This is a genomic window from Pseudomonas sp. A014 (assembly GCF_052378495.1).
Classification (GTDB): domain Bacteria; phylum Pseudomonadota; class Gammaproteobacteria; order Pseudomonadales; family Pseudomonadaceae; genus Aquipseudomonas; species Aquipseudomonas machongensis.
Window position 1 is genome coordinate 5,151,218 of sequence record NZ_CP199001.1, and the last position, 18,078, is coordinate 5,169,295.

The 18,078-nt window shown below is 64.2% G+C and carries 9 protein-coding genes; 4 read left to right on the forward strand and 5 right to left on the reverse strand.

Annotation, left to right across the window (positions count from 1 at the left end; translation table 11 throughout):
• Positions 1-39 precede the first annotated feature (39 nt).
• The 4 genes from ACTYOL_RS24000 to ACTYOL_RS24015 form a co-directional block, all read right to left on the reverse strand.
• Positions 40-2,946, reverse strand: coding sequence for an RHS repeat-associated core domain-containing protein (locus ACTYOL_RS24000; protein ID WP_444757205.1), 2,907 nt, complete (start codon positions 2,944-2,946; stop codon positions 40-42).
• A 172-nt stretch (positions 2,947-3,118) separates the two neighbouring features.
• Complete coding sequence (locus ACTYOL_RS24005) at positions 3,119-3,250, reverse strand: hypothetical protein (protein WP_444757206.1); 132 nt, start codon at positions 3,248-3,250, stop codon at positions 3,119-3,121.
• Between the two features lie 124 nt (positions 3,251-3,374).
• Positions 3,375-3,623, reverse strand: a complete 249-nt coding sequence (locus ACTYOL_RS24010; RefSeq protein ID WP_200603058.1) for a hypothetical protein — start codon at positions 3,621-3,623, stop codon at positions 3,375-3,377.
• 1,147 nt (positions 3,624-4,770) lie between these two features.
• On the reverse strand, positions 4,771-6,363 hold the full coding sequence (locus ACTYOL_RS24015) for an argininosuccinate lyase (RefSeq protein WP_414154303.1): 1,593 nt from the start codon (positions 6,361-6,363) through the stop codon (positions 4,771-4,773).
• 285 nt (positions 6,364-6,648) lie between these two features.
• Between ACTYOL_RS24015 and ACTYOL_RS24020 the strand changes: the two genes are divergently transcribed.
• The 4 genes from ACTYOL_RS24020 to ACTYOL_RS24035 are packed head-to-tail and all read left to right on the forward strand — an operon-like array spanning position 6,649 to position 16,434.
• Positions 6,649-7,665 carry an alpha/beta fold hydrolase gene (locus ACTYOL_RS24020; RefSeq protein WP_234465103.1) on the forward strand — a complete coding sequence of 339 codons (1,017 nt, stop codon included), beginning with the start codon at positions 6,649-6,651 and terminating at the stop codon, positions 7,663-7,665.
• Between the two features lie 42 nt (positions 7,666-7,707).
• The gene (locus ACTYOL_RS24025) at positions 7,708-10,740 is read left to right on the forward strand and encodes a porin (RefSeq protein WP_444757207.1); all 3,033 of its coding nucleotides are present in this window, start codon (positions 7,708-7,710) and stop codon (positions 10,738-10,740) included.
• 10 nt (positions 10,741-10,750) lie between these two features.
• Complete coding sequence (locus ACTYOL_RS24030) at positions 10,751-14,584, forward strand: two-partner secretion domain-containing protein (protein WP_444757208.1); 3,834 nt, start codon at positions 10,751-10,753, stop codon at positions 14,582-14,584.
• An 8-nt stretch (positions 14,585-14,592) separates the two neighbouring features.
• Complete coding sequence (locus ACTYOL_RS24035; RefSeq protein WP_444757209.1) at positions 14,593-16,434, forward strand: peptide transporter; 1,842 nt, start codon at positions 14,593-14,595, stop codon at positions 16,432-16,434.
• 150 nt (positions 16,435-16,584) lie between these two features.
• On the opposite strand, the gene ACTYOL_RS24040 is transcribed toward ACTYOL_RS24035, so the two are convergent.
• Entirely contained in the window at positions 16,585-18,078 is a 1,494-nt protein-coding gene (locus ACTYOL_RS24040) for a CoA-acylating methylmalonate-semialdehyde dehydrogenase (protein WP_444757210.1), read from the reverse strand.

Genomic DNA, 18,078 nt, shown 5'->3' on the forward strand with positions numbered 1-18,078 from the left:
CACTCTGTGTTGCAGTAACTCCCGAGCGCTCTACATTGATCAGTAGCTCTTCCACTGCTGCTTGACCTGGGAGCGTCGCTGGATAGCCCCTCCCTTACCGAGCGAGCGGTAAAAATGACCGTCTTGGCTTTTGCTAATCCCTCTACCGTGATAACCACTCACAGTCAGCCTGGAGTACCCTTTACCGCGCATCTCGTTGCTCAGCGACTCAGCAGGTGGGTAGATCTTTCCTGGCTTGCCGGGCCCTCCCGCACTCTCGTCATGTTTCGGCTGACGCGCCTGCTCCAAACTATCCTTTTCAAATGACGAAGGCTCAATCATATCTGCACTATTACAAGGCACTAGACGGATATCTTCATAGTTCAAGTTCAATCCGCCTCCGGAAAACTCCTGAGCCAGTCTCTTCATGGACATGCCTTTGTTGTTTTCGCCATTTGAAGCAGCGTAAACACGACTAATACCCGGCCCGCCATGCCCCACGACATATAACTTTGTACGTACAGGGTCCAGTTCGCTAAATAACTTCGATCCGCGGTCGGCCATCAGGTATTTTATTGCTTCCAGTTGCCCGTTTCGAGCGATGATATTTCGACTGTATAGATCAAAATATTGACGTTCTTTAGCGGTCAACGAACGCTTGCTCTTTAACCGTTCGATCTGTCCCTGAGTTCTTTCATTGAGTTCCTCAAGCTGCTGGGCTTCATTTTTCAGCAATTTTTTGAAGGTCTCGCGTTCTTGGTCATTCTCGAATGCCATTGATCGAATGCTCTTTCCCAGCTGTATGCGTTTGGCGTTCTCAACGGCCACAATTTTCGCTGCATCTCCGCGCGAAAAAGGCGTGTAAATGTATCCTGTCCTCCCCTCTCGCCCCTCCGGGTCATGCAGCGTGATCGGGTTATTCCCGACCATCCGGTACAGATTCAAACCATCCACCGCTTTCCCTTCATCATCCAGCGTATCGGCACTCAACCAACGTCCCGCCCAAGGCAGGTAATAGCGACTTCCGTAATAATACAAGCCCGTCGCATCCCGCTCTTTTCCCGAATAACGGATCGTCTTCAAACCCGCCTCGAGCCGGCTGCGCGCCGCCCAAACCGCCGTGCCGCCATAGGGGTAGTACTCCTCTTGGCTGATCACGTCACCTCGCCCATCCACTTCCAGGCCGCTGCTACCGATCAGGTCGTGATAGCTGTAACGCAGTTGATCATTCTCGATCTCAGCTGGCTTGCCGCTCGACCAGTGCAATACCCGCACCTCGGCACCGCCACCAGCGGCCACAGTGATCACCTGCAGTTGCTCGACCTCCGCCTGGGCAACCGACTTGCTGCGCAACTCAAGGCCATCCAGATACACCACTCGCTCTGCGCGCGGGGTTGCACAGGCCTGCTGTGTGACTTTCAACAGGCGCATGCCATTCGCCGCATAGCGGTACCACTCGCAATCATCCGCGCCTTCGTCACGCTGAATCGGCGAAACCCGAGACAGCTCACCGCGCGCAGTCCACTGTAACGGTTGGCCGGGAAGCAGCGCACACGGGTGGCCGCCAGCGTCGAACAGTGCATCCACCTCGCCGGGCAGCAGTCCTGGCTGAGCCAGCACTGCGCGGTTACTTCGGTCAGAAACGGTAAGTTGCACACTGTAGCCATTGCCGGAGGCAGGCGCGCGATGGTGTATATGCGTCAGGTTGTTGCCGCTGTCGTAGCGGTAATCACGGGTGTAGCGGCTGTAGACCCTCGCATCGACCGGTACGGCAGGTTCGGGCAGCCGAGTGCCGTGCCGAGCAGCACCTGCCATTTCCCGGCCACTGGCCTCGACCAATTGATACAGGCTGTCGTAGACGTAGGTGCCCTCGGCCATGACTTTCTGGTTGCGCCAGTAGCGTGCGGCCTCGGCCTCGTTGCGCACACGCAGCACATTGCCCACTGGGTCATGGCTGTAACGCAGGTGCTGCAGGGTACGAGCACCGGAAGGAGAAGTGGCCGGACGCTGCACCAGAATCCCCGTCAGGCGCAGGCTGCGGGGATCGAATGTGAACCTGGTGCTGATGCCGTTGCCATGCGCTTCATGCAGCTTGTGTCCGCCAGCCGAGTAGTGCAACGCCGCGACAATCGGCTGCTCAGGTCTGCCTTGCAGCGTGAGCCAGCTGCCCAGTAAATGCCCGGCCAAGTCATACGCCAGACGCTGCCTGTGGCCGCAGGCATCTGTCGCACTCACGGGAAGGCCTGTCGCGTCCCGCGTCGTGTGGCTGACATAAGCCTGGCCCGGCGGCGCCAGCAGCACCTCCCACACCGAGGCGTCTTCGCCCTGCCAGTCGGCCTGTGCGTTTGCATCATCCGCGAATGCCAGCAAGCGTCGACGAGAAACCAGGGGGTCGCCCGTCAACGCGACCTCGTCCAACTGCAACAATCCAGCCGGGTCGTAGTGACGGTTGCATAGCCCCGCCAGGTTGCGGTCTCTACTGTCCTGGGTTGGCTCTGCATAAGTCAGCCGTTCGCTGCAACGCACGGCCCCCGCAATGATCTGCTCGGTGACGCCCAGCAGACGGCCGGGCAGATTCGCAGGCTCGTAATGAAAGCGGTCCACCACCGCCTCGCCAACACCTTCGTCACCCCGTTCGCCCAGCCGGATCCGGCTCAGCGCCAACAGCGGTCGGCCTTGCACATCATTCAGGCGCAGGCAAATACCGGCGTCGACACTCTGGGTGCGCACAATGACACCGCCCAACGAGGACTGCCACGCGAAGTTCACCCGCCCCTCGGCATGCAGGCGCGGATCACGACTTTCGCTGATACGGCTGACGGCATCATGCCTGTGACGGGTGATACGCCAGGCCAAGGCCTGCGCCAGCGTCGGATGGCGATAGCCAGCGATATCGCGTACATCCAAACCGCGACTATCGATCACCCGGCCCCCAGGAGTACCTGCGTGCACCACTGGCGCATCCATGTTGCCCACCATTATCTGTGATGCGGGAAATACGAGCCGCCTTGAGCCATGCTTCGCAAGCTGTTCGGTGATATTAGAGACGCCTCACTGTCCGCGAAACTGACAGATTTATCAGGTGATGGGTCAACAAGCGGGCCGGTCAGCAACCCTCCCAGTGGGAGCAGGCCTGCAGTCAGACCTCCTGGTTTCTGGCCACCTCAAGGTCGTTCAGCAAAGCCTTGGCCATCGCGCTGAGATACCTCAATGCCGTCATCAGGGCAGCAGGGGCGATTTCCTCGTCACTGCCCTGGCTCAGATCGCGCACGCATCCCAGCAACAACTACACTTCGTCGAATGCCTGATCCACGGGAATGCCGGGTTGTACGCGGAACATCCCGAGGGCAGTGGCGGTGCCTGGCGTGGTGTTTTCGTTCATGGACAAACCTCCATCACATCCGTTTGAGGGCGTGTTCGATCAAGGCGCGCGCTGTTTCGGCGGCATGCGCGGCGTTGGCGAGCATGTTCAGACCGGGAGCACCGGCCACGGAGCGACAGTGTTCGTCGAGGGTCTCGCTGACGCCCCGCAGCAGCTCGCTGGCGTGAGCCAAGGCGTCCGGGGGAATCAGGTCGGCGTGGATGGAGAAGTAGGGAGTATTGATGAGCTTGAGGCGGGGTGGATCGGGGACGATCTTTTTCATGGTGTTGCCCTGTGTTGAGTTGTCGAAAGCCGACTACTCCATCCCTCTCACAGGATAGGGTGGCAGCTGTGGTGGGGTGAGAGACCGGACCAACACAGAGCAAAAACCGGCCAGGCATAAAGCCTGCCCACGCACAGCTGCCATGACAGCGTTACTCGGTGTTGTATAGCGGGCTCTCACACCCGGTCGCCATATGGGCGACCCGGGGAAGTTAGTCCCGATGCTTATCTTCAACAACAGAGAAACGGCTGCGTGACGCGTAGGATAATTCCCAAGCAACCTTGAACTGAAGGGATGCCGGCGAGATTCGGAATTTTCTGAGGTCGCTCGGCGGGGCGTCGAACCGCCCCGAATACCGGCACAGCCGGTGCCATACACCGTGGTGTACTTTTCGCGGGCAAGCCCGCTGCCAGATGGGTGGCAGCTGTTACGTGGGGTGAGAGACCGGTCCATAGAGATCAATCAGCCGGCCAGGCGTAAGCCTGCCCACGCACAGCTGCCATGACAGCGTTGAACTGCAAATAGATAGCGGGTTCTCACACCCTTCTGTTTCAAGGTGTTCGCATGTGATTGCGTGAGGGCTGACAGGTGCTTGCCTGAAGTTTTTCAGCGCCTGTGAGATCGAGCGCCGCCCACGCGGCGCTTCGCGGGCAAGCCCGCTCCTACAGTTTGTTTCGGGCCAGTTATGCCTGTGCCATAGGCGCGCGACCGCCTGGTGTGTACGACTCGGTAACGTGCCGTGCGCCAAAGGGGTCGCGCGAAAATGCCACAGGATTCATTGGCCCGAAACAAACTGTAGGAGCGGGCTTGCCCGCGAAGCGCCGCGCGGGCGGCGCTCGATCTCATAGGCGCTGAAAAGCTTTCGGCAAGCACCTGCCAGCCTCTACGCAAACATCTTGAAAGCCACGGCTCTCAAACCCGGTTCACCCTATGGCGACCCCGGGAAGTTAGTCCCGATGCTTATCTTCAACAACAGAGAAACGGCTGTGTGACGCGCAGGATAATTCCCAAGCAATCTTGCCCCCCCCCGCGAACACCGGCACAGCCGGTGCCATGCACCGCGGCGTGCTTTTCGCGGGCAAGCCCGCTCCCACAGGGGTCGGGCTGGCCTTTGGATTTTGAGCAGGCCAGTTTCTCCAAGGCGGCTTTACTGCCCGGCAAGCTTGTCGAAGGCCTTGTCCAGCGCCGCATCGGCATCCACCAGCTTCTGCCGGTGCAGCTTCATCCAGTCCTGGTCCGCCGCCAGGCGCTTGCCCGCTTCCATCAGCATGCGCCGCACTTCGTTCGGCTGTGGCCCGCCAGTGCCCTGGCGGCTCTCGACCATCGCCCGTGGCGACAGGCTGGCGCGGAAGGCGGCCTCGCTCAGCGGTAGCTGGTCGTCCTGCCATTTGTACTTCTTCGCCGCCTGGGTATAGAGCGCCTGGGCATCGGCGTAGGCGAAGTCCTTGGGCAGCGTGCCCTCGGCACGGGCCTTCTCGACGATCAGCGAGGCAAAGCTGTGGCCGATGCGGAACGGCACGTGGTGCTGGCGCTCCAGGGTGTCGGCCAGCTCCATCGACGTGGTCCAGTCTGCGTCCAGTTCCTCTTCGGCCCGAGCAGCGTTGATCTGCAGGGCATCGAGCACCAGGTCCATGCGCTCGAACATTTCGTTGGCCGACTTGAACAGCCCCAGGTCGTCGAACGCGGCCTTGTAGTCGGTCATACCGGTAGTGACGTTATGCGCTCGCACGGTGGTGGCGTTGGCCAAGCCGACCACATCGGAAGCCGACTCGCGGGTGCGCATCAGCAAGCCTGGATTGCGCTTCTGCGGCATGGCGCTGCTGGTGTAGGTCGAACCCTCGTCGAGCAGCAGCCACGGGCGGGTCTGGTGGTACTGGGTGTGGATATCGCCAATGATCGCGCCCACGCGAATGGCCGACGACGAGGCAATGCTCGCAGCCTCCAGCGGAATGTCGTAGGTCGACACCTGGCTGGCATCCAGCGAGTTCTCACGCAGGCCATCGAAGCCCAAGAGCGTTGCCAGGCGCTCGCGGTTGAGCGGGTAACCGGAATTGGCCAGCACCGCGGTGCCCATCGGGCTCAGGTTCAGGCGCGCATAGAGGTCGTGAATGCGCTGGGCATCGCGCTGGAACGACGCCTCATAGGCCAGCAGGTAGTGGGCGTAGCTGATCGGCATGGCCTGCACGCCGTTGGTGTAGGCCGGCACCAGAGTGTCGACGTTGACCGAGGCCAGCTTGAGCAGACGCTGGCGGGTGGCGTTCAGGGCGTCGCTGTAGTCCAGCACTTCGGCGCGCAGCGAGGCCAGGCGATAGGTGGCGTACATGTCCTGGCGGCTGCGCCCGGAGTGGATCAACGAAGCCTGCGGGCCAATCTTGTCGATCATCACCTGCTCGAGCTGCAACACATCGCTGGGGCGCTTGCCGTCGGGCTGCTTGGCCTGGTCGATGGCATAGCGCACGCCGCCGGCGATCACCTTGCCCTGGTCGGCTGGCACGATGCCCTGCTCGGTGAGCATGACGATGGAGGCCTTGTTGATGCGGTTCAGCCAGTCGAACTGGCTTTCCTGCTGGCCCCCCTTGAGCGCGGACTTGTCGACGGTGGCGCCGATCTTGCGCGCCTGCTCGGCGCATTCAGCGGTGGTCTTGCACGGCAGGTCGGCGGTGTTGGCGGCCTGGGCCGTGGCAGCGGCGAACAGGGCGTAGGCAATGGCCAGGTAGAGCGGGGTCTTTCTTGTTGTCATGGTTTCGGTTCCGCGAGTGTGTCGCTCAGGAGGGGCGAACATGGCGGGATGCTAGCGGCGGGTTTGGAAGATTAAAAATATATTAAAAATATCCAACCAATATCTCTCTAGTATGGAGAGCGGCAATGGCAACTTGATACTTTCAAGATATCAAGACACTCGATTCAAGATATTTTATCTCGGCAAAAACCGCTGCTAGGATCGGCGCCATAACTCCAATCAAACCGGCCGATCCCACACACTGCCACGGGATACGACCGGACCGCACGCTTACGAGGTGGTTACATGCCGCATCACGTTCTGCGCATACTCGCCCGCTCCCTGCTGCTCCTGACCGCCAGCCTGCTGGCCGTCCAGGCCGTCGCCGCCCCCCAGACCCTGCGCCTGGGCGACACTGCCCCCTACAACTTCCTTGCCTTCGCCAACAACGACCTGCAGCGTGCCAGCCTGCCCGTGCAGCGCGCCGTGGTGCTGCTGCATGGTGTGCGCCGCAACGCCGACGACTATTACGACAGCGGCGAAAAGCTGCTGGAAAACGCGGGTTTCAGCGCCAGCGACACCTTGCTGCTGGCGCCCAACTTCCTCACCCCCAGCGACCGCCGTGCCGGCGACGACATGCCGCTGTGGCCCAAGGACAAATGGATGCACGGCACCGAGTCGCAGAGCGGGCGCGCCGGTATCGCCGGTTTCACCGTGCTCGACGACCTTCTCGCCTACCTCGGCAACCGCCAGCATTTCCCTGCATTGAAGGAAATAGTGCTCATCGGTCACTCCGCCGGTGGTCAGTTGATGCAGCGCTACACCCTGCTCGGCGACGGCGACCAACGCCTGCGCGCCAGTGGCATCCAGGTGCGCTACGTGGTGTCGAGCCCCTCGTCCTACCTCTACCTGGACGACAACCGCGTGCAGGACGGCGCCTTCAAGCCGGTGCTCACGGTCATGTGCCCAAGTTACAACCAGTACCGCTATGGCCTGGAGCGGGCGCCGGCGTACTTCACCCGCCAGGGCCTGAACGCCACCCAGGTGTTCCAGCGCTATGCCGCACGCAACCTGACCTACATGGTCGGCGAGCTCGACAACAAACCGGACGACCGAGTGATGGACCGCGCCTGTGGCGCTGCCATGCAGGGCGATACCCGTGTCGAGCGCCAGCTCAACTACCTGCGCTACGAAGCCTTCCTCGCGCAGAAATGGCACATCCCCATCGACCACCTGCAATTCCAGGTCAGTAAGGTCGGCCATAACGCCGCCCGCCTGTTCGCCGCGAAAAGCGTTGCCAGGACCCTGTTCCCGACCCGCTGACGCCGTTCGCACTTCCTACAAAAACAACAAAAAGAATCTGCCATGACCCGGACTTATCTCGCCGCCTCCGTGCGCCGGGCGTTGCACCCGCGCGCCCTGACGTTCCTCACCGCCGCCGTGCTCGCCGGCCAGGCCCAGGGTGAAACCCTGCCCAGCGCCGGCTCACTGTTCGACACCAACCGCGACAGCTTGCGCCCGGCGCAGCGCAGCCAGCAGCCCCAAGGCAGCGTGCGCATCGAGGCCGAGGACGATCAGCGCCAGGCCCAAGGCAATAATCCGCCGGGCCCCTCGTTCAGCTTCAAGGTCACGGCCTTCAAGCTCACCGGCAACCGCGAGATCAGCGAATCGCGCCTGCAACAGGAATTGCAGAACGACCTCGGCCGCGAACTCGACCTCAACGGCTTGCGTGCCGCCGCCGACCGCATCACCGCGCTGTACCGCAGCCGCGGTTACCTGGTGGCCCGCGCCTACCTGCCGCCGCAGGAAATCGAAGGCGGCGTGGTCACCCTCGAGGTGCGTGAGGGCAAGGTCGGCACGGTGCGCACCGAGCCGGGGCCGGGTGTGCGCCTGAATGCCGGCATGCAGCAGCGTTTCGTCGACGCACTGCCCAGCGGCAGCGTGATTCGCGAGCAGGACATGGAGCGCGTACTGCTGCGCCTCTCCGATATTGCCGGTGTTTCCGTGCGCGCGGTTCTGCAGCCCTCGCGCCAGCCGGGCGCTGCCGATATCGTGCTGAAGTTGAGCGAGATGACTGCCTGGACCGGCCGGGTCAGTTTCGACAACTACGGCAACTACTACACCGGCAGCAACCGGATGAGCACCAACGTCAGCCTCAACGACGCCTTCGGCTTCGGCGAGAGCCTGTACTTCAACAACCAGGCCAGCTTCGAGGGCCTGGATATCAAGGGCGTGGGCATGCGCTTGCCGCTGGGTGCCAGCGGCATCAGCGTCGGCGCCAGCTACGCCGAGATGGACTACAGCATCGGCAAGGGCCTGAAGACCGCCAACGCCAGCGGCAGCGCCGAGGTTTCGGCACTGTTCGTCGATGCCTCGCTGCTGCGCAGCCGCGACGCCAACATCGGCCTGAACCTGGCCCAGGAACACCGTTACTTCGACGACGCCGCTGGCGCCTTCGAGGTGCGCAAGAGCGCCGTGTTCCGAGGCCTGACCCTGTACGGCGACTGGCGTGACGGCTGGGCCGGCAGCAACCGCTGGAGCCTGGGCTATGGCATCGGCCACCTGGACAAAAACACCCCGCTCGACGCAGCCCTCGACGCGCTGACCGCCGAGGCCGCCGGCACCTACCACAAGGGCACCCTGTCGTTCAGCCGCCTGCAGGCGCTCGGCGGTGGTTACTCGCTGTATGCCGCCATCAGCGGTCAGTGGGCTGACAAGAACCTCGACAGCTCGGAGAAATTCACCCTCGGCGGCCCCAACGGCGTGCGCGCCTATGGGGTCGGCGAAGCGGCCGGTGACGAAGGCCTGCTCGGCCGGGTCGAGCTGCGCAAGTACCTGGGCAACATCCACGGCGCTATCGCCGAAGGTGCGCTGTTCGCCGATGCGGGGCGGGTGAAGGTCAACAAGAAGCCCTGGGACGACAGCGAGAACAGCCTCAGCCGCCACGGCTACGGGGTGGGCCTGAACATCTATCACCGCGACCTGGTGATGAACGCCAGCCTGGCCTTCTCCAACGGCGACGATCCGACCAGCGACGAGCGCGACGCCAAGCGTTTCTGGCTCTCGATCAGTGGCTCGCCGCAGGCCTTCGCGGGCCTGGCCAAAGACCTCGGCACCCGCGAGGACTTTCGTGACAAGAGCACCGAGCTGACCCTCTACGGCTCGCTGGGCCTGGTGCCCGAGTACGTCGATCGGCGCGACTCGACCCGCGCCGCCCCCGCCAACCAGAGCAAACTGGCCACGCCCAACGGGCGCAACATGAACAGCTACCTGCGTGCCCGCGACAACGTTTCTTATGTCGGTGCCCGTGCCGGTATCCCGATCAACGACACCTCGCGCTTCCTGTGGCAGCTCGAATACGGCATCTCGGTCAACTACACGCTGTCGGGCGACGAAACCGCGCCCAAGTCGATTTCGCCCAACACCCGCCTGCGCAACTCCGCCGTGGCCTTCGACGACGACCGCTACGGCACCCTGCTCTACGGGGTCTGGGACATGCCGCTCAAGGAGAGCACCACCAGCCTCGATCCGTTCAACGGCAAGACCGCTGGCGCCTACTACAACATCATCGGCTCGCCGGGCTTCAACGTCAGCATGGCCAGCAACGTCAACGGCCCGGCCAGCAGGGCCGACAGCAGCGAAAGCTCCGATGCCGCGTTCAACCGGCGCCAGTCCGGCATGGTCGCCTGGTGGTCGCCGGAGTGGAACGGCCTGACGCTCAAGCTGGCCTACTCCAACAACGGCACCCGCGCCGCCGAAGACGTCGACAACGGCTACCTCTATGGCGGCAGCCTGACCTACCAGAACGGTGGCTTCACTGCGGTGGCTGCGGCCGAGCGCCATGTCGACTACTTCGGCATCGCCAGCCTTGGCCGCAACTCGCGTGGGGTCGGCAGCAACACCCATGTCACCGACGGCACCTCGTCCAACGACTACAGCTACCGCCTGGGCCTGGGCTACCAGATCGGCAATACCCAGCTGTCGCTGGTGGCCGACGAACTGCACTACGCCGAGGATGGCGTGGTGAACAACAGCCTCAACGTCAGCGACCTGTCCGACTACAAGCGCCGCGCCTACATGCTCGGCGTCAGCCACCGCCTCGGCGCCTGGCGCCTGCGTGCCAGCTACGCCCGCGCCCTGGCCGGCGATTGCAAGATGATCTCGGCGGCCGGTTATCAGTGCGACACCAGCGGCATGGGGGCACGCCAGTACGCCCTGGGCGTGGGTTATCGCCTGAGCCGCAACAGCGAGATTTTCGCCCACTACGTGCTGCTGCAGAACGAGTCGCTGGCCAACTACAACTTCGCCGTGGTCGGCGCCTTTGCCGCCAGCGGCTATTCACCGGGAGTGGGCACCACGATCAACGCCATCGGCACCGGCTTCAACTATTCGTTCTGAGGAGACGACCATGCACGCCACCCTTTCCCGTCGTCGCCAACGACCGACACTCAAACCCCTGGCCCTCGCGGTACTTTGCGCCGTGCACGGCCTGATGCCGCAGCACGCCATGGCGCTGGACGCAGGCGCCCTGCCAACGAACGGCCAGATCACCTCCGGCAGCGGCGGCATCAGCCAGGCCGGCAATGTGCTGGACGTGACCCAGAACAGCCAGCAGTTGATCGCCACCTGGGAGCGTTTCAACATCGGCAAGGACGCCCAGGTCAACTTCCACCAGCCCAACGCCTCGGCGGTCGCGCTGAACCGGGTGACCGCCAGCGACGCCTCGCAGATCCTCGGCCAGCTCAATGCCAACGGCCAGGTGTACCTGATCAACCCCAGCGGCGTGCTGTTCGGCAACGGTGCGTCGGTCAACGTCGGCGGCCTGGTCGCCAGCACCTTGGATATCCACGACGACGACTTCAAGGCCGGTCGCCTGCGCTTCCAGGGTGACGGCCAGCGCGGCGCGGTGATCAACCAGGGCACCCTGCGCGCCGCCGACGGTGGCAGCGTTGCCCTGCTCGGCGCCGAGGTACGCAACGAAGGCGCGGTGATCGCGCGCATGGGCTCGGTAGTGCTCGGTGGCGGCGAGAAGATTACTCTCGACTACAACGGCGACGGCCTGATCAACCTGCAGGTCGATGAAGCGGCAGTCGGTGCCAGCGTCGCCAACCGCGGCCTGCTGCAGGCCGACGGCGGCACCGTGCTGATGAGCGCGCGCACCAGCGATGCAATGGTCGGCAGCGTGGTCAACAACGAAGGCGTGATCGAGGCGCGCAGCCTGCAACAGCGCAACGGCCGGATCGTCCTGGACGGCGGCGACAATGGCGTGGTCGCCAATAGCGGGGTGATCGGCGCCTCCGGTCGTGGCGCAGGCGAGCATGGCGGCAACGTGACCCTGAGCGGCGAATACGTCGGCCTGTTCGAGCAAGGCCGCATCGACACCTCCGGCAGCACCGGCGGCGGCACCGTATTGCTGGGCGGCGACTATCAGGGCAGCGGCCCGCTGCACCAGGCCACGGCGACCTACATGGGCGAGGATGCGCGCATCGAGGCCAACGCACTGGGCGACGGCGACGGTGGCAAGGTCATCCTCTGGTCGCGTGACAGCACCCGCTTCGAAGGAGTGATCAGCGCCACTGGCGCCGGTGCCGGCAAGGGCGGGCTGGTCGAGACCTCCGGCAACGCACTGGACGTCACCGGCCTGGTCAACCTGGCCGCAGCGTCCGGCCAGGGCGGCACCTGGCTGCTCGATCCGTTCAACATCAACATCACCAGCGGTGCCAGCAATGGCACCTCCAGCAGCAGCCCATTCACCCCCAACGCCGGGCGCAGCTCCAACCTCAGCTCGGCGACGCTCAACGCTTCGCTCAGCGAAGGCGCCAATATCATCGTGCAGACCTCTTCCGGGGCGGGTACCTCCGGCGACATCAACGTCCTGGACAACGTCAAGGCCCGAGGCAATGCCAGTCTGACGCTGATCGCCCACCGCAACGTCAACATGAACGGCACCAGCATCAGCAACGCCGACGGCAAGTCGCTGAACGTCTCGATGCTGTCGAACTTCAACAACAGCGGCAACGGCTCCATCGCTCTGAACAACGCCACCATCAACACCAACGGCGGCAAGCTCACCCTCGGCAGCGCGGCCGACCCGGTCAACGGCTACGCCAGCACCAACGTCAGCAACGGCACGGGCGTGGCCATCAGCAACGGCACGCGGATCACCACCAACGGCGGCGACATCAGCCTCCGTGGCGCGACCTCGAGCGCCCTGGCATCAGGCTCCAGCGCCACGGCGGTGAACATCTCCGGCAGTACCCTGGATGCCGGTGGCGGCAACATAAACATCATTGCCCGCCAGGCCAGCACCAGCGGCACAGGCGATGCCTTCATCCTCACCGGCGGCAGCAACCTGCTCACCGACGGCGCAGGCTCGATCGCCATCAGCGCCGACAACCTCGGCGGCGGCAACGGCGCGCGGGTGTTCAGCACCAGCAACAACATCGCCGCCCGCGGCGCGGGCAATGTCACCCTCAGCGGCAATGCCGTTTCAGGTTTCGGCGTGCTGGTCTGCTCCACCGCCGCAGGCTCCACGCAGAATCTTTCGGTGGGCAGCGGTACGCTTACGCTCAAGGGCAGCAGCGCCAGCAACCGCGGCCTGTATGTGGCCGCCTCCGGCACCGGCGCGGTCAACCTGCGCGGCGACAACGGCGGGCGCATCGTGCTCGGTGGCGACAGCGGCGGCAGCTATGGCACCGCGCTCAACGTCACCGGCGCCAGCGCCTCGATCAACCTGACCAGCGCTGGCGACATTACCGTCGAAGGCGACACCACTGGCGGCAGCACCCCGGCCCTGGCACTGATCGCGGCGGGCAACGGCAACGCCAACACACCGGGCTCACGCATCAACATCGCCAGCAGCGCCGGCGACGTGCGGCTCAGGGCCGACACCGCGGTGATCAACACCGGCTCCGGCTCGTTCCGTGCGCTCTACCTGGATGCCAGCGGCGACTACTCGAACATCCGCGTCAACAGCGCCAGCGGCAACCTGGTGCTGGAAGGCACCAGCGCCTCGGGGCGCGGCGTCGACATCGCGCCATCCGGCCGTGGCGCCGCCATCGACCTGGGCAGCGACAGCGGCGATGTGCTGATCAGCGGCACCAGCAGCAACAGCTGGGGCGGCTATGGCATCTTCCTCAACTCCACCGGCAGCTCGCGCGGCGTAGCCATCACCACAGGGACTGGCAACATCACCCTGCGTGGCGACTCGGTCGGCACCTCCGATGCCATCGCCCTGGGCGGCGGCGGCACCGCCTCGACCAACCGCATCAGTTCCAACGGCGGCAACATCCTGCTCGACGGCCACTTCCACTCGCCCAACAACGACGAACTGGACCACGGTATCGCCCTGCTCAGCGTCACCAACATCATCCAGACCACCGGCTCCGGCAATGTCAGCCTGGTCGGCCGCGCTACCGCCGCAGGTGATGCCATCGACTTCTACAGCAGCGGCATCAACCGCCTGAGCGTCGAGAACGGCACCCTCAGCCTCGACGGTCGCGCGGTCGCTGCCCATGGCATCAGCATGCTCACCGGACAGACCGACCTGCGCGCCACCGGCAGCGGCTCGATCAGCCTCCAGGGCTATTCGCAGCAGGCCAACGGCATCCACTTCTACCCCTCGAGCGCCAGCAGCTCGGTCACCATCGCCACCCAGGATGGCGCCATCAGCCTGAACGGGCGCAGCGACGGCGGCGCCAACGGCAACGGCGTGTTCCTGCGCACCGGGCCCAATGGTGTGATGATCCAGTCGGCAGGTGGCGATATCAGCCTGAGCGGCACCGGCAGCAACGGCGCCACCGGCATCACCTTCAACGGCTCGGGCAGCGGTGCCAACAGCCTGATCGCCGCTGGCCACGGCAACCTGACCCTTACCGCCCGCAGCGACAGTGGCACGGCGCTGAACTTCGCCAGCGGGAGCAACCTGCTACAGGTCGACGACGGTGTGCTGCTGATCGATGCCGACAGCGACAGCGGCGCCTATATCGTCCACGGCAGCGACAGCACCACCCTCACCGCCAACGGCGGCGCGGTGGTGCAGCGCCTGGGCGGGCTGGTCAACGCCACGCTGCTCGAGCGCAGCAGCGCCGATGTGCGGGGCTACCAGCAAAAACAGATGGCCAACGCCAACTGGAGCCAGGTGCTCTACCCTGACTACCGGCAAACGCCGTTGCAGCCGCAGCTCGACCAGATCCACCTGGACCTGGCCCTGCTCGGCGACGACACGCTCGCGCAAGACTGAGGCCCACCATGAACCAGACCCCGTTCGCGCTGGAACACTTCGAACAGCTCTGCTACACGCGCCAGCACGAGGAGGCGGCGCGCGAGCTGGTGCGCCTGCTGCTGATCATCGACCGCCACTACGGCAAGCTGTCCGGGGAGTTCAGGCTGTCGGTGTCGCCGGCAGTGCCCGAGGACGAACTCGAAGCCCACGTGCTGACGCGCCTGACCTGCGCGATCAGCGCGCTGTTCAGCGATCCGCAGTTCCAGATCAGCCCCGGTGGCTTCGACCAGCTGATCAACTTCCAGCGCTGGCTGTCGGCGCTGTTCGCCGCCAGCGCCTTCATCAACGCCGATCACATCCTGCGCACCCTCAACCTGCACGGCCAGGGCAGCCAGCGCTTCGAAGTGGCGCCGGAACAACGGGTGAAGTTCTGCATCCTCTACTCGCCGGAGTCGCAGCTGCCGCTGGATGTGGAACTGTTGTGGACGCAGAACCCGCAACTGGCGATGGCGCTGTTCATGGCCCTGCTGTCGCCGCGCTTTCTCGGCACGCCTGCGGCGCACTCCAAGCGCGAGGCGCTGCTGGCGTGGCTGCCCGAACGGCTGGACAACCTCGACAGCCTCGATCAGTTGCCGCTGGCGATCATCCACGACGTCTACATGCACTGCAGCTACGCCGACCTGCCGCAGCGCCACCGCATCAAGCGTTCGATCTGCCGCCTGATCGAGCGCAAGCTGGACGCCGAAGGCATCGCCTCGCTGCCTGCGCCAGCCAACACGCGCCAAGGCAAGCCGCGCATGCTGGTAGTGCTGGAATGGTTTTCCGGTGCTCATTCGATCTACCGCACCCACTCGCGCACCCTGGAAGCGGCCCGTGAGCATTTCGAGCTGTGGGCAGTCGGCTATGCCAGCAATGTCGACGAACTGGGGCGCAAGGTGTTCGACCGCTTCATCGAACTCAAGGCCCCGGACGACCTGCTCGCCTGCGTGCGCCAGGTGCGCAGCCTCGCTGAACAAGCGCGCCCGCAGGTGCTGTACATGCCCAGTGTCGGCATGTTCCCGCTCACCCTGTTCGTCGCCAACCTGCGCCTGGCGCCGTTGCAGGTGGCCGCGCTCGGGCACCCGGCGACCACCGGCTCGCGGCATGTGGACTACATCAGTGTCGAGGAGGACTTCGTCGGCGACCCGGCGTGCTTCAGCGAGCGCCTTCTGCTGTTGCCCAGCGACGGCCAGCCGTACCGCCCCTCGGCGATCGAGGTCAGGCTCGGCGCCCGCGAACGCCTCGAAAGCCCCGAGGTGGCCATTGCCGTGGCGGCCACCACCATGAAGCTCAACCCGAGATTTCTCCAGGCCTGCCAGCAGATCGTCGAGCGCAGCCGCGAGCGCCATGGCCGCCGCGTGCGCCTGCACTTTCTCATCGGCCAGGCGCAGGGGTTGCTCTATCCGCAGCTGCAGCGCCTGATCCGCCGCTATGTCCCGGATGCCGTAGTGCACCCACACCAGCCTTATGCGCAGTACCTGGACACCTTCGACCGTTGCGACCTGTTCCTCAGTCCGTTTCCGTTCGGCAACACCAACGGCATCATCGACGCCTTCACCTTGGGGTTGCCGGGGGTGTGCAAGACCGGGCCGGAGGTGTTCGAGCATATCGACGAGGGGTTGTTCAGGCGGGCGGGGTTGCCTGGGTGGACCATTACCGCGACGGTGGAGCAGTACATCGAGGCGGCAGTGCGCATGGTGAGCGAGCCGACGCAGCGTGGCGCGCTGTATGCGCATCTGGGGAGTGGAAAGCCGTTACAGCGGTTGTTCGAGGGCAGGCCGGAGATTTTTGCCGAGCATTTGCTGGCATTACTGGCGTGCCGTAGCTGAGTGTTGTGGTGGCCTGACCGGCGCTTTCGCGGGCAAGCCCGCTCCCACATGAGCTGCCCCCCAAAAGTGGACGGGTGTCCAACATTTTGAGGGGCTGCTCATAAATCTGTAGGAGCGGGCTTGCCCGCGAAAGCGCCAGTCAGATCATCCTCAAAGGCTAGGGAACGCGAACTGCGATGCCTCGTGGCTCTTGCGCTGCGGCCAGCGTTGGGTAATCGCCTTGCGACGGGTATAGAAGCGCACGCCATCCGGCCCGTAGGCATGCAGGTCGCCAAACAGCGAGCGCTTCCAGCCACCAAAGCTGTGGTAGCTCACCGGCACCGGCAACGGCACGTTCACACCCACCATGCCTACTTCGATCTCGTCGCAGAACAGCCGCGCAGCTTCGCCGTCGCGGGTGAAGATGCAGGTGCCATTGCCGTATTCGTGATCGTTGATCAGTTGCATCGCCTCTTCCAGGCTCTGCACTCGCACCACGCACAGCACCGGCCCGAAGATCTCTTCCTGGTAGATGCGCATCTGCGGCATCACCCGGTCGAACAAGGTACCGCCAACGAAGTAGCCGTTCTCGTTGCCCGCCACCGAGAAACCGCGACCATCGACCACCAGCTCGGCCCCTGCCGCGACACCATCGTCGATATAGCCCAGCACCTTGTCGCGTGCAGCCGCCGTCACCAGAGGCCCCATGTCCAGGCCACACTGGGTGCCGGCACCAATCTTCAACGCCTTGATCTGTGGCTGCAGCTTGGCGATCAACGCATCGGCGACCTGGTCGCCCACGCACACCGCCACCGAGATCGCCATGCAGCGCTCGCCGCACGAGCCGTAGGCGGCGCCCATCAACGCGTTGACCGCATTGTCCAGCTCGGCATCGGGCATCAGCACCGCATGGTTCTTGGCCCCGCCCAACGCCTGCACGCGCTTGCCGCGCTTGGTGCCTTCGGCATAGATGTACTCGGCGATCGGCGTCGAGCCGACGAAGCTCAGGGCCTTGACTTCCGGAGCCTCGATCAACGCGTCCACCGCTTCCTTGTCGCCGTGCACCACGTTGAGAATGCCCTTGGGCAGGCCAGCCTCCAGCAGCAGTTGGGCAATGAACAGGGTCGAGCTCGGATCACGCTCCGACGGCTTGAGGATGAAGGCGTTGCCACAGACGATCGCCAGTGGGTACATCCACAGCGGAACCATCGCCGGGAAGTTGAACGGGGTGATGCCGGCCACCACGCCCAGCGGCTGGAAGTCGGACCAGGCGTCGATGTTCGGGCCGACATTGCGGCTGTACTCGCCTTTGAGAATCTCGGGCGCGGCACAGGCGAACTCGACGTTCTCGATACCGCGCTTCAACTCGCCGGCGGCATCCTCGAGGGTCTTGCCGTGCTCTTCGCTGATCATCTGCGCGATGCGCGCCTCGTTCTGCTCCAGCAATTGCTTGAAGCGGAACATCACCTGCGCGCGCTTGGCCGGTGGCGTGTTGCGCCAGGCCGGGAACGCGGCCTTGGCCGAATCGATGGCCGCCTGCACGGTGGCACGGTTGGCCAGTTCGAGTTGATGGATGACCTGGCCAGTGGCCGGGTTGAACACCTCGGCAGTGCGCCCGCCGCTGGCGACCGATTCGCCGTGGATCAGATGCTTGATCGTCGCCAT

Excerpts from the sequence above, each read along its gene's own strand:
- ACTYOL_RS24020 (WP_234465103.1), top strand. The coding sequence starts at position 6,649 with ATGCCGCATCACGTTCTGCGCATACTCGCCCGCTCCCTGCTGCTCCTG.
- ACTYOL_RS24025 (WP_444757207.1), top strand. The coding sequence starts at position 7,708 with ATGACCCGGACTTATCTCGCCGCCTCCGTGCGCCGGGCGTTGCACCCG.
- ACTYOL_RS24010 (WP_200603058.1), bottom strand. The coding sequence starts at position 3,623 with ATGAAAAAGATCGTCCCCGATCCACCCCGCCTCAAGCTCATCAATACT.
- ACTYOL_RS24000 (WP_444757205.1), bottom strand. The coding sequence starts at position 2,946 with ATGGATGCGCCAGTGGTGCACGCAGGTACTCCTGGGGGCCGGGTGATC.
- ACTYOL_RS24015 (WP_414154303.1), bottom strand. The coding sequence starts at position 6,363 with ATGACAACAAGAAAGACCCCGCTCTACCTGGCCATTGCCTACGCCCTG.
- ACTYOL_RS24030 (WP_444757208.1), top strand. The coding sequence starts at position 10,751 with ATGCACGCCACCCTTTCCCGTCGTCGCCAACGACCGACACTCAAACCC.
- ACTYOL_RS24040 (WP_444757210.1), bottom strand. The coding sequence starts at position 18,078 with ATGGCGACGATCAAGCATCTGATCCACGGCGAATCGGTCGCCAGCGGC.
- ACTYOL_RS24035 (WP_444757209.1), top strand. The coding sequence starts at position 14,593 with ATGAACCAGACCCCGTTCGCGCTGGAACACTTCGAACAGCTCTGCTAC.